Source organism: Mesorhizobium tamadayense, from assembly GCF_003863365.1.
Taxonomy (GTDB): Bacteria; Pseudomonadota; Alphaproteobacteria; order Rhizobiales; family Rhizobiaceae; genus Mesorhizobium; species Mesorhizobium tamadayense.
On record NZ_RQXT01000044.1, the window covers coordinates 1 to 12,169 of the forward strand.

The following is a 12,169-nucleotide window of genomic DNA, read 5'->3' on the forward strand; positions in this document are numbered from 1 at the left end:
GTGTAGCCTTCCGGGTCGGAGAAATCGCCGAACGGTCCGTCGATGGCGCGCAGCCCATAAGCTCGGCAGGCGACCGTCATCCGCGACAGCGCGAAGTGCCACTGGTCGCCGGGATAGTCGGGGTTGAGGCCGCCGATGTTGACGGTGCGCGCCTTGTTGCTCGCGGCATAGTCGGCGACGCCGAAATGCATCGCCTCCAGCCGGCCGGGCGTGGCGGCGATCGCCTCGACATTGGCCATGCCGAGCGCGGTCTCGATCAGCGCTTCGAGGCCGACGCGGGTCTTGAAACCCCTGGCCATCTCGATCTGGTTGACCAGCGCCTCGACCATATAGAGGTCGGCCGGCACGCCGACCTTCGGCACCAGGATGGTGTCGAGGCGGTCGCCCGCCTGCTCCATGACGTCGACCACGTCGCGATACATGTAATGCGTATCGAGGCCGTTGATGCGCACCGAGACGGTCTTGCCCTTGGCGCGCCAGTCGATGTCATTCAGCGCTTGAATAATGTTCTTGCGGGCGCGCTCCTTGTCGGGCGGCGCGACCGCGTCCTCGATGTCGAGGAAGACGAAGTCGGCGGCGCTGTTGGCCGCCTTGTCGATCATTTCGGGGCTCGAGCCCGGAACCGCCAGCTCGCTGCGCTGGAGCCGCAGTTTCTTGAGGTGGTTGATGGTGTGGCTCATCGTCTGCTCCTCACGCCGCCTCGGCGACCGGCATTGCGGCGGTGCGCCGGAAATGCTCGATCGCGGCCGCCACGCCCGAGCCCGGTGCCAGGCGCACGCCGCAATCGAGCAGCGCCATTTCGGCTGCCGACAGCGAAGCGCAGACCATCACCTCGTTCAGCCAGCCGAGATGACCGATGCGGAAGACCTTGCCGAACACCTTGTTGAGGCCGCCGCCGAGCGACGTCTGATAGGTGCGGTAGGCGCGCTTGACGACATCGGCGCTGTCGATGCCTTCGGGCACCAGGATGGCGCTCACCGTATCGGAGTGCCATTGCGGCGCCTTGGCACAGAGCTTCAGCCCCCAGGCGTCGACCGCCTTGCGCACACCTTCGGCCAGGCGGTGGTGGCGGGCAAAAATGTTCTCCAGCCCTTCCCCGGCGATCAGGTCGAGCGAGGCGCGCAGGCCGCGCAGCAACTGCGTGGCGGGCGTGTAAGGGAAGTAGCCGGCGTCGTTGGCGCGGATCATGTCCTCGAAGGAGAAGAAGCAGTGCTGGTGGGTCGCAACCCGCGACGCGGCCAGCGCCTTCTTGCTGACCGACAGGAAACCGAGGCCGGCGGGCAGCATGAAGCCTTTCTGCGAGCCGCTGACGGCGCAATCGACGCGCCATTCCTCCTGGCGGAAGTCGATCGAGCCGATCGACGAAACGCCGTCGACGAAGAGCAGAGCAGGGTGGTTCGCGGCGTCGAGCACGGCGCGGCAGCCGGCGACGTCGCTGGTGACGCCGGTCGCGGTCTCGTTCTGCGTGCAGAAGACCGCCTTGATGCGGTGCGCCTTGTCCGCCCGCAGCCTCTCCGCATAGAGGTCGAGCGGGACGCCGGTTCCCCATTGGCAGTCGATGACGTCGACGTCGAAGCCGAGGCGCTCGGCCATGTCGACCCACAGATGCGAGAACTGGCCGAAGCGCGACATCAGCACCCGGTCGCCGGGGCTGAGCACGTTGGTCATCGCCGCTTCCCAGGCGCCCGTGCCGGACGAGGGATAGATGAAGACGCGGCCGGTCTCGTTCTTGAAGACTCGTTTGATGTCCTCAAACAGCGGCAGCGTGAGATTGGGAAAGGAGGCGGCGCGCATGTCCTCCATCGGCAGGTTCATGGCCTGGCGAACAGCCTCCGGCACATTGGTGGGTCCTGGGATGAAAAGATGGTTGTAACCGGCCATGAAATCCTCCTCGACAAGCGGCTGACCCGCGATTGTCATGCGAGGAGCATCGATCGATGGCCAACCACCAACAACACCTGTCCGGATAGAAAATGATCTCTGAGCCGGATAGGTTTTCTCCTACCCGACCGGATGGTTTGCGCTTCGATAGTCAAACGAAGTCGTTCAGTCGCGTTCCAACGCCATGCCCGTGGACATGCCCGGCATGTCCGAAATGGAAGGGTGGTCGTCCGAAATCGACGTGACGGATGGCCCTAGATTCCTGAAAATACAAAGAAATCGTAAGAAGAGGAAGCGATGCGCTACTCCGGCTTTAAGATCATTGCTCAGGCGCTAACGGGCCACCGTGGCTGGAAGCCTGTGTGGCGCGAACCGGAACCAAAGCGGAGCTACGATATCGTGGTGATCGGCGGAGGCGGCCACGGGCTTGCCACGGCATACTACCTTGCCAAGGAGTTCGGCGAGGCAAATGTAGCGGTCGTCGAGAAAGGCTGGATCGGCAGCGGCAACGTCGGCCGTAACACCACCATCGTCCGTTCCAACTACCTTTTGCCCGGCAACGAGCCCTTCTACGAATTCTCCATGAAGCTTTGGGAAGGGCTGGAGCAGGATTTCAACTACAATGCCATGGTCAGCCAGCGTGGCGTGCTCAATCTCTGTCACACGGACGCGCAGCGGGATGCTTTTACCCGCCGCGGCAACGCTATGCGGCTGCACGGGGTCGACGCGGTGCTGCTCGACCGGGAAGGTGTGCGAAGGATCGCGCCGTTCCTCAACTTCGACAATGCCCGCTTCCCGATCAAAGGGGGGCTGCTGCAACCGCGCGGCGGCACCGTGCGTCACGACGCCGTCGCCTGGGGCTATGCCCGCGGCGCCGACACGCACGGTGTTGACATAATACAGAACTGCGAGGTCACCGGCTTCCGCATCGAAAATGGCAAGTGCCTGGGCGTCGAGACCACCCGGGGCTTCATCGGCGCGAAGAAAGTTGGCTGCGCCGTTGCCGGCGCATCCTCCCAAGTGATGGCAAAAGCCGGGATGCGTCTGCCGATCGAAAGCCATGTCCTCCAGGCCTTTGTCTCGGAGGGGCTGAAGCCGCTTCTGCCTGGCGTGATCACCTACGGAGCCGGCCATTTCTATGTCAGCCAATCCGACAAGGGCGGCCTGGTCTTTGGCGGCGACATCGACGGCTACAATTCCTACGCCCAGCGCGGCAACCTTCCCGTCATCGAGGATGTCTGTGAGGGCGGCATGAGTCTGATGCCGATGATCGGACGAGCACGGCTGCTTCGCAGTTGGGGCGGTATCATGGACATGTCGATGGATGGCTCGCCCATCATCGACCGGACCGACATTGAAGGTCTCTATTTCAACGGCGGCTGGTGCTATGGCGGGTTCAAGGCCACGCCTGCATCCGGCTGGTGCTTCGCGCACCTGCTCGCCACCGACATGCCGCATCCCAACGCCGCAGCCTATCGTTTCGACCGCTTCCGCAAGGGATTGATGATCGACGAAAAAGGCATGGGCGCCCAACCAAACCTGCACTGAGGCTCACGGAGATGATCATCAACCATCCCTTGCTCGGACCGCGCGATGCGCAGGAATTTGTCTATCTGGGCGATGCTACCCTGATCGACAGACCCGACTGGCAGGCGAGCGAAGCCTTAGACCGCTTCTACGAGTATCTTTACCTGCGCGACAATCCGGCCGGCATGCACCGAGAGCTCTGGTTCCATGAGCAGGGCGACCGGAGTTGGCTCGTGGTTACCCGAAACACCGTCACCCATGAGATCACATCGGTAGAACTGGCGCGCGATGTCGCGCGAGCGAGAGGGCGCAGCAAATGAGCCAGGCTAACCGGCTTGCGGGTGGGTTGATCGACCGCTCCCGCGGCATAAGCTTCAGCTTCGACAACAAACGCTACACAGGTTTTGCAGGCGACACGCTGGCTTCGGCGCTGCTGGCGAACGGCGAGAGGCTCATGGGGCGGTCGTTTAAGTATCACCGGCCGCGCGGCCCACTGACGGCAGGCTCCGACGAGCCGAACGCTCTGGTGGAGTTGCGCCAGGGGGCATTTCGCGAACCCAACACACGCGCCACCGTGACAGAGCTTTTCGAGGGCCTGTCCGCGACCAGCCAGAACCGCTGGCCCTCGCTCGCCTTCGATGCACTGGGTATCAATGACCTCCTCTCTCCCTTCTTCTCGGCCGGCTTCTACTACAAGACCTTCATGTGGCCGAAGGCCTTCTGGGAGAAGGTCTATGAGCCACTGATCCGGCGCGCCGCGGGTCTGGGTCGACTTTCCATGGCACCCGATCCCGACGTCTACGACAAGGGGTTCCTGCATTGCGACCTGCTAGTAATCGGCGCCGGCCCCACAGGGCTTGCGGCAGCGCTGACGGCGGCACGGGCGGGGGCACGCGTGATCCTGGCGGACGAGGATTACGAGATTGGCGGCCGGCTGAACAGCGAAACCTTCGTCGTTGGTGACACGTCCGGAACCGATTGGGCGCGTAACCACGCCCGGGTCGAGCTCTTGAGCATGCCAAATGTGCGCTTGATGACACGAACGACGATCATCGGAACGTTCGACCACGGCATCTATGGCGCGCTGGAGCGTGTCTCGGATCACCTGGCGCATCGTGCGCACGGCAAACCTCGACAAATCTTCTGGCGAATCTATTCCAAGCGCGCGGTGCTTTGCGCGGGTGCTGCCGAACGGCCCATCGCCTTCGCCAACAATGACAGACCGGGGATCATGTTGGCTGGTGCCTTGCGCAGCTATGTAAATCGCTGGGCTGCCGCGCCTGCACGAAAGGTCGCCGTTTTCACCAACAATGACGACGGCCTGCGCACGGCAGCGGACCTCGTGGCTAAGGGTGTCGAGGTCTCGGCCGTAATCGACACTCGCGCCGATGGCGCCAAAGTAGCCGACGCCGACCATTTTCGGGGTGCGCAGGTGATCGACACGAAAGGCCGGCTCGGCCTTACCTCAATCACTGTCCGGCTCTCCACTGGCGAGACGAGGACCATTGCGTGCGAGGCGCTCGGCGTTTCAGGCGGGTGGAATCCGAACGTTCATTTGACGTGTCACCAGCGCGGTCGCCCGAACTGGGAGCCGTCGATCGCAGCCTTCGTGCCTGGCAATTGTCCGCCGGGCATGACCGTCGCAGGCGCGGCGCGTGGCGTCTTTTCGACTGCGGCAGCCCTCACCTCGGGCGCTGCCGCGGCGCGCGAGGCGCTAGCGGCAATCGGCATCAAGGCCTTGCCGGCAGATACGCCAAAAGCCGAAGACCAGCCAATCCGGATAGAGCCGCTCTGGCATGTCGGCAGCGCCAAGGGCCGGGCGTGGGTCGACCTTCAGAACGACGTGACCGTCAAGGACGTCAAGCTCGCGCACCAGGAGGGCTTCCGCTCGGTTGAACACCTCAAGCGCTATACGACGCTTGGCATGGCGACAGACCAGGGCAAGACGTCCAATATGCTCGGCCTTGTGGTAATGGCGGAAATATCAGGCCGGAGCATTCCCGCGACCGGAACAACGATCTACCGTCCGCCCTACACGCCGGTGCCGATCGCCGCGCTGGCCGGCCGGTCCTGCGGCCGCGACTTTCGCCCGACCCGGCTAACGCCAAGCCACAAATGGGCATCTGAGCAGGGCGCGGTGTTTGTCGAGGTAGGAATGTGGCTCCGGGCGCAATGGCTGCCACGTCCCGGTGAGATTCACTGGCGCCAATCGGTAGACCGTGAAGTGCTCACCACGCGCAGCTCGGTCGGCATCTGTGATGTCACCACGCTCGGCAAGATCGATGTGCAGGGCAAGGACGCGGCCGAGTTCCTCAATCGCATCTATGCCAACCCGTTCGGGAAGCTGGCCGTCGGCAAGGTGCGCTACGGCTTGATGCTGCGCGAGGACGGCATGGCCATGGACGACGGCACAAGCGCTCGGCTGGCGGAGGATCACTTCGTCACGACCACAACGACGGCGAACGCCGTCGCCGTCTTCCGGCACATGGAGTTCTGCCGTCAGTGCCTGTGGCCGGATCTCGACGTGCAGATCATCTCAACAACCGAAGCCTGGGCGCAGTTCTCCGTCGCCGGGCCAAATGCACGCCGGCTCCTGCAGAAGATCGTCGATCCTCAACATGACATTTCCAACGAAGCGTTCCCCTATATGGCCTGCGGCGAGATCAGCGTATGCGGCGGGTTGCGGGCGCGACTGTTCCGCATATCGTTCTCGGGCGAACTGGCTTACGAAATCGCCGTGCCGACACGATACGGCGATGCCCTGATCCGCGCTCTGGTGGACGCCGGCAAGGAGTTCGGCGCGGTCGTCTATGGAACCGAAGCGCTCGGCGTCATGCGCATCGAGAAAGGCCATGCGGCCGGTAACGAGCTCAACGGAACCACGACCGCACTCAATCTCGGCATGGGCGGCATGGTATCCAAGAAGAAGGACGGCATCGGCTCGACCCTCTCCGAGCGCGAAGGACTGAACCAGCCCGATGCATTAAACTTAGTCGGCTTCCGCCCCCTGGACGTCGCACGGCCACTGACCGCCGGATCGCATCTGATATCGGGTCGCGAGCGTGCGGAGGCCGCCAACGACCAAGGCTATATTACCTCGGTCGCCTTTTCTCCCAGCCTTTGCCATTCGGTTGGCTTGGGATTCCTCAAGAACGGAGCAGCTCGCAAGGGCGAAGTGCTGCGGGCCGTGAACCCCCTGAAGAACGAAGAGGTCGAGGTTGAGGTTGTAAGCCCGCACTTCGTCGACCCGGAAGGAGAGCGCCTGCGTGCCTGAGCATCGTCTGCATTCCACCACGCCACTCGGAGGAACGACGCCGCGCGTCGATGAGCTGCCGGGATTCCGCATCGCCGAAAACGTCGGTGCGGCATTGGCCTCAATAGCCTCCCGGCTGAACCGAGAGGCAGAGTTCGCCGCCGCCGCCAAGCGCTTCTTCGGATTCGAAATGCCTGGGCCTGGAAAGGTCGCGGGAAAGACGCCCTACACGGCGATCTGGACCGGCGTCGATCAGTGGTTCGTCGAAGCGCCTTTCGCCAGCCACGAGAACGTCGCGCGAATCGTCAAGAACGGCCTTGGCGATAGTGCTTCTGTCACCGAACAGACTGACGGCTGGGCGCGCTTCGACGTAGGGGGACCAGCAGCGCCGGCCGTATTTGAGCGGCTGTGCGCGCTTGATGTCTATGCCATGCCCGGCAGCGCGGCGAGCCGCACAACAATTGAACATATCGGTTGTATCGTCATCTGCCGCGAAGCGCGTTTGCAGTTCAGCATCCTTGGCCCGCGTTCATCGGCAGCGTCGTTGCATCATGCGCTAGTGGCGGCGGCCCGATCCGTCGCTTGAGCAGTCCTAGACAGCTGGAAGCGGTGTGTTGCCGCGGACGCGGAACCTGTTGATCGCCTTGCGGTCCTCTTGGGGCGTTACGCCAAAGGTCTGGACATAGTGGCGCACCAGGGGCGTGGTGCTTGCATAGCCAATGGCCAGCGCGATGTCGGTGATTGAATCGTTGGAATAGAGAGCTATCTGCCGCGCTTTCTTCATCCGCAGCAGACGGTAATATTTGAGGGGGCTCTGCCCGGTAGAGCGCCTGAAGGAGCGATCGAGCTGCCGCGTGGACAGGTCCACGGCCTTGGCGACGCGCGCAATCTGGATCGGATCCTCCACATGCTCCGCAAAGAGTCGTATCGCCTTGGCAACGGGCGGGGGCAGCATGTCCTCGGTACGGTCGCTTCGCAGTGCCGGCGTTCTCTGGACTGCCTCCTCGCCGCGCACAAAGGGATGCTGGAACCAGCACGCAACCTCGGTCATGACCTCAGCTCCCAGACGATCCTGGATCAGTTGCAGCATAAGATCGAACACGGCCGTTGCTCCTGCCGCGGTAAGCCGTTGCCGATCTACGCAGATGACTTTCTCGCTGGCCTGGACATCCGGAAATTCTGCCTTGAACGCCGCCTCGTAACACCAATGCACGGCACATTTGTGCCCAGACATCAGACCGGTGCGCGCGAGAGGAAAAATGCCGCCGCTGAAGGCGCCGAGCCCCGCGCCATGACGTGCGAGCCTGCGTATCGCGGCATTGCCCGTGCGAGGCGACTGGAAGCGTCCATTCGGCCCTGAAAGGAAATAGAGTTGGTCGACGCCAGGCAGGTCCTGCAGCCCGATGTCGGGGTCGAACCCGACAGCCGCGCTGGAGACGACGCGACTTGCCGTCTCACCAATGACGGTCCATGAGAAAATGTCTCGTCCGACGATTTCGTTCGCCGCGCGCAACGGCTCAATCGCTGAGGTCAGGCATGCCATGGGGAAGCCTGGAAAGATCAGGAAGCCCAGATGTCTTTGCTCGTCACGCGGCATTCGTTGCAACAAGGCAACCACTCCCACGTCTTTTCCTAGCGCTGTGCACGGCTGGTCAGTCCGGCCAAATGCCAGGCGACGTCGGGGCACCGTCGTCATACTTTGACAGCCATTCCACGATCTTGGGCCGATTGGTGACAAAGCCCTTATAGGTGGCCAACTCGGTCGGCAGGTCGCGGATGACGCGATGGAAGCGCCTCGCCCATTTCGGCACCGTCACCAGTTCGTCCAGCTTGATGAGGTAGCAGCGGATCGGAAACACCAGGGCGTTTGAGCGAGGGAGACGGAAGAAGGTCTGAAGCTCGACGCGCAAATGCATCATTTGCCCCATGTTCTCCAGGGTCAGGTCTTTCTTCATCACGCCCCATTTGTGATAGTTCTCCGGGCTTGTATCGAGCAAGGGATAGACCGTCATCGTCCAGTTTAGACGGCGCGCCGGCGAGCCCTGCTGCACGTTCAGGAGGAACTTCAAGGCGCGCTGGAAGATACCCATCTCGTGCGCTTTCGGCACCGGGGCGTGCCACTCGAAGAAGTTCATGCCGATGTCGAAATCGAGGCTCCAGTCGGCCTGTGTCGTCACCATGCCGGCGTCCATCCACAGGTTGTCGTCGCGTTGGTCGAGTACCGCAAAGTCGCCCTGGGTCTGCCGCGTGATGTATTCCATCGGGCCATAGGGCAATGTGGTCTCATCGAGGAAGGTGAACTTCTGCTCGATGCCCAGCGGACGGTTGATCCAGTGCCATTTGGTACCGTCGCGGTGCAGCTCGAAAAGCTCGGGATACTCCTCCGCCTTCGAAGTCATGATCAGCTCGAGCAGATCCCAGCCGGCCAAGGTCATGTGCGGCAGCGACTGGCAGCGCAACGGGTCTTCGGCAAGGACGCGGGCCCGGTCGCGCATCTCCGAGACATAGTGCTCATCCACGTCGAAAGTCCGCTCGTAGACGCTGCCCGGACGGTATGACTTATGCGGCTCCAAGTTCACCGAGTACATGTAGCTGTCCTCGGGAAACGGGAACGGGAAACGCTTGACCGCCTCCGGCGAGTTGCGGAAGGTGAAGTCGTCGTGGAAGGTTTCTTCCTTGAAGATAACAGTCATTGCAGCGTCCTCCTCGCTATCGATCCAGCACCAGCGTTTTGCCTTCGAAGCGTGATACGCAAGGCATGATCTTGGTGCCGCTGGCACATTGCGCGGGCGTCAGCCAATGGTCCTTGTGCAGGAACGTTCCCTCATATTCGAGAACGTCCGTCTCGCACTGACCGCAGGCTCCGCCGCGGCACAGATATGGCGCCTCGACGCCGGCTGCTTCGATCGCTTCAAGCAGGCTTTGATGTTCGCCGACCTGGATCATCTTGTTCGACCGCGCCAGCATGACCTCGAAGGGCTTGCCTGAGGCAGGTGCAAGGAATTCTTCGTGATGCACCGCCTCGCGCGGCCACCCTAGCGCCGTCGCGGTCTTGCGCACCCAGGCGATCATGCCTTTAGGCCCACAGACATAGACGTGGGTGCCGAGCGGCTGCCCGTCGAGCAGTGCCGGCAAGTCGATCTGCTCGCCCCGGTCGTCATGGTAAAGATGAACGCGCGGGCGATAGTTGGCCGCAAGCTCGTCCGCGTAGGAAGCGAGGGATGTTGTCCGCACGGAGTAGTGCAGTTCGAAGTTTCCATTCATGCCGGCGAGTTGCTTGATCTGTGCCAGGAACGGCGTGATGCCGATGCCTCCGGCAAGCAACAGGTGCTTTCGCGCCCGCAAATCCAGCGCGAAGAGATTGATTGGGTTGGAGATGACCATCTCCATCCCCGGCCTCACCTGCCGGTGCATGAACAACGAACCGCCTCTTCCATTGTCGTCGCGGCGGATCGAGATCGAATAGCCGCCCCGGTCGGCGGGATCGCTCATGATAGAGTAGGGATTGCGACGCACGCGATCCTTGTCGTTCATCTCCACGACGGTATGCGCACCGCCCGAGAAAGTAGGCATTGGACCGCCATCGCGGCGAACGAACTTGAATCGGGTGACAAGCTCGTTGACGGGCGTGACCTCGGCCACTGTCACGGGTATTTTTGCGGCTCCTGCACTCATCTGAACCGCTCCACCGATTCGGGAATGTTGCCGGGATCTTCCGCGTCGACGCGCACGCCCTGGAAGGCCGCAATGCGGCGCGAATAGTGATCGCGCACGAACAGATGCAGCCCGCAATGGGCGCATCGGAAAGGATCGTGCGTCACATCTTCAGTGATACCCTTGCAATGCACGCACTGCACGCGGCGCACAGTCGAGCCGCGGTGCTCAGCCTGGATCGCGGAATGTGGGATTCCGGCCTGCGTGGCCTCCAACATTGCCTGTCCCATTAACCCCTCAGTTCCCGCCAGATAAACCTGCAGGCCCATATGCGCGCCTGCCAGGACCCGCCTTAGCCGCGGAAGCGCGGCCTCGTAGCTCGGCCCGACATAGAGTTGGGCAGGGGCAAGTTGCTCCAGCCCGGCAACGAACTTGTCCCCTGACTTCTTGGGGAGATAAATGATCTGAGCCCCGGCGAAGAAATCGGGGGGCGCAGAGGCAGCTAGATCGAGAATCGCCTCTGCACCTTCGGCGTCGGCGACTATCAGATGCAGCCGCCCCGGCCGTATCTCCAGCGCGCCATAGACGGGGCGGCTTGGAATCGTGCCTTCTAACACTGACTTTGACCCTCGGCTCCGTTGTTGTTGGTCTGCGGGCTGGAACCCTGTTTCCGATACCTCACCGCGATCTATCCCTTGGCGGTGCGACGCTTCTTTTCAGCATCAAAAAACGGCATCGAATGGGCAACGCAGGGGATCTCACTGGCTGAGTTCTGGACCGTCAGCTTCACGCCGTCGACCGCGCAGTCCACGGGCATGCGGGCAATGCCGATGTTGTGCCTATTGAGGCTGGAGTACATGCCGATCGTCACCACGCCGACCTTTTTGCCGTCCTTCAGCAACGGCGCGCCCTCCTCGGCCGGCGCCGTGCCTTCGAGCTTGACGCCATAGATCTTGAAGCGCTCCTTGCCCTTCAGCCGATAATGTTCCTCGGCGCCGCGGAAGCCCACCTTGCCGGGCGAGACGGTGAAGTCGAGCCCAAGTTCCCACAGCGTGTCGCCGGGCCCTTCGTTCTCGAAAGGATACTTCTCCGAATTGTCGTAGGGGAAGAACAGCAGATAGCTTTCGGTCCTCAGCAGATCGAGCGTCGTGAACCGACAGGGGATGATGCCCATGCCCGCGCCCTCCTCCAGGATCCGGTCCCAGATCGCGGGAGCATCCTGGCCGCGGCAGAAAATCTCATAGCCGCGCTCGCCCGTGTAGCCAGTGCGCGAGATCGTCACGGGCAGACCAAAGAGCGAGGTGTGCATATGGCTGAAGTAGTTCAGGTTACGGATGCCTTCCACATGCTTCTGCAGGTAGTCGACTGCAAGCGGCCCCTGCAGCGACAGGTCGTGGAGATTGTCATCGAAGCGGATGGCTACGTCGCGCCCCGTAGCCGCCATCGTGAGTTGTTCATGGGCGCCGCCCGAGCCGTGAACGACCATCCAGCTGTTCGGCCCCATGCGGTAGATCACGCAGTCGTCGATGAACTTGCCAGCGTCGTTCAGCATGGTCGCGTACACCGAACGGCCAGGCATGATCTTCTCGGTATTGCGGGTCGTGGCGCGGTCGATGACGTGGCTGGCCGCAGGGCCGTTCAAGTGCACCTTCTTCAAGCCGGAAACGTCCATGAGGCCGGCCTTGGTGCGGATCGCCAGATATTCGCGCTCCGGGTCGCCCGAATATTGCCAGGCGGTGCCCATGCCGCTCCAGTCTTCAAGCTTCGAACCAAGCGCACGATGGCGATCGGCGAGCGTGGAAAATCTCCAGGAATTGGTCATTTCGTTATCCCCTTTTTGTATCTGTTGTTGGC

Annotated in this window: 11 protein-coding genes; 4 read left to right on the forward strand and 7 right to left on the reverse strand. The window is 62.3% G+C overall.

Going from position 1 to position 12,169, the window contains the following annotated elements; all coding sequences use genetic code 11:
• Positions 1-680 (reverse strand): HpcH/HpaI aldolase/citrate lyase family protein (locus EH240_RS27475; protein WP_148101153.1); only part of this gene is annotated, 680 nt, incomplete at its 3' end.
• Between the two features lie 10 nt (positions 681-690).
• Positions 691-1,881 (reverse strand): aminotransferase class V-fold PLP-dependent enzyme, encoded by a 1,191-nt coding sequence (locus tag EH240_RS27480; protein WP_125004492.1) that lies wholly within the window; start codon positions 1,879-1,881, stop codon positions 691-693.
• A 297-nt stretch (positions 1,882-2,178) separates the two neighbouring features.
• Between EH240_RS27480 and EH240_RS27485 the strand changes: the two genes are divergently transcribed.
• From EH240_RS27485 to EH240_RS27500, 4 genes are read left to right on the forward strand one after another with little or no spacing between them, the layout of a single operon-like run.
• A complete protein-coding gene (locus EH240_RS27485; RefSeq protein ID WP_125004494.1) occupies positions 2,179-3,429 on the forward strand; it encodes a sarcosine oxidase subunit beta family protein in 1,251 nt (416 codons plus the stop codon).
• Between the two features lie 11 nt (positions 3,430-3,440).
• Positions 3,441-3,728, forward strand: coding sequence for a sarcosine oxidase subunit delta (locus EH240_RS27490; RefSeq protein ID WP_125004496.1), 288 nt, complete (start codon positions 3,441-3,443; stop codon positions 3,726-3,728).
• A complete protein-coding gene (locus EH240_RS27495; protein WP_125004498.1) occupies positions 3,725-6,682 on the forward strand; it encodes a sarcosine oxidase subunit alpha family protein in 2,958 nt (985 codons plus the stop codon). The genes EH240_RS27490 and EH240_RS27495 overlap by 4 nt, the downstream gene beginning before the upstream one ends.
• Positions 6,675-7,247, forward strand: a complete 573-nt coding sequence (locus EH240_RS27500) for a sarcosine oxidase subunit gamma (protein WP_125004500.1) — start codon at positions 6,675-6,677, stop codon at positions 7,245-7,247. Before EH240_RS27495 ends, EH240_RS27500 begins: the two co-directional genes overlap by 8 nt.
• Before the next feature lie 6 nt (positions 7,248-7,253).
• Here the strand turns inward: EH240_RS27500 and EH240_RS27505 are convergent, their stop codons facing one another.
• The 5 genes from EH240_RS27505 to EH240_RS27525 all read right to left on the reverse strand — a co-directional run bounded on the left by EH240_RS27505 (position 7,254) and on the right by EH240_RS27525 (position 12,137).
• Positions 7,254-8,285 carry a GlxA family transcriptional regulator gene (locus EH240_RS27505; RefSeq protein ID WP_206075331.1) on the reverse strand — a complete coding sequence of 344 codons (1,032 nt, stop codon included), beginning with the start codon at positions 8,283-8,285 and terminating at the stop codon, positions 7,254-7,256.
• 28 nt (positions 8,286-8,313) lie between these two features.
• Positions 8,314-9,354 carry a heme-dependent oxidative N-demethylase family protein gene (locus tag EH240_RS27510; RefSeq protein WP_125004502.1) on the reverse strand — a complete coding sequence of 347 codons (1,041 nt, stop codon included), beginning with the start codon at positions 9,352-9,354 and terminating at the stop codon, positions 8,314-8,316.
• Between the two features lie 16 nt (positions 9,355-9,370).
• Entirely contained in the window at positions 9,371-10,336 is a 966-nt protein-coding gene (locus tag EH240_RS27515; protein WP_125004504.1) for a PDR/VanB family oxidoreductase, read from the reverse strand.
• Positions 10,333-10,932: a dimethylamine monooxygenase subunit DmmA family protein gene (locus tag EH240_RS27520; protein ID WP_125004506.1), complete on the reverse strand. Its 600-nt coding sequence runs from the start codon at positions 10,930-10,932 to the stop codon at positions 10,333-10,335. Before EH240_RS27520 ends, EH240_RS27515 begins: the two co-directional genes overlap by 4 nt.
• A gap of 71 nt (positions 10,933-11,003) precedes the next feature.
• Complete coding sequence (locus EH240_RS27525; RefSeq protein WP_125004508.1) at positions 11,004-12,137, reverse strand: aminomethyl transferase family protein; 1,134 nt, start codon at positions 12,135-12,137, stop codon at positions 11,004-11,006.
• Between the last annotated feature and the right edge of the window lie 32 nt (positions 12,138-12,169).

Coding starts and splice junctions, on each gene's coding strand:
- EH240_RS27485 (WP_125004494.1), top strand. CDS start 2,179: ATGCGCTACTCCGGCTTTAAGATCATTGCTCAGGCGCTAACGGGCCAC.
- EH240_RS27510 (WP_125004502.1), bottom strand. CDS start 9,354: ATGACTGTTATCTTCAAGGAAGAAACCTTCCACGACGACTTCACCTTC.
- EH240_RS27515 (WP_125004504.1), bottom strand. CDS start 10,336: ATGAGTGCAGGAGCCGCAAAAATACCCGTGACAGTGGCCGAGGTCACG.
- EH240_RS27525 (WP_125004508.1), bottom strand. CDS start 12,137: ATGACCAATTCCTGGAGATTTTCCACGCTCGCCGATCGCCATCGTGCG.
- EH240_RS27495 (WP_125004498.1), top strand. CDS start 3,725: ATGAGCCAGGCTAACCGGCTTGCGGGTGGGTTGATCGACCGCTCCCGC.
- EH240_RS27490 (WP_125004496.1), top strand. CDS start 3,441: ATGATCATCAACCATCCCTTGCTCGGACCGCGCGATGCGCAGGAATTT.
- EH240_RS27480 (WP_125004492.1), bottom strand. CDS start 1,881: ATGGCCGGTTACAACCATCTTTTCATCCCAGGACCCACCAATGTGCCG.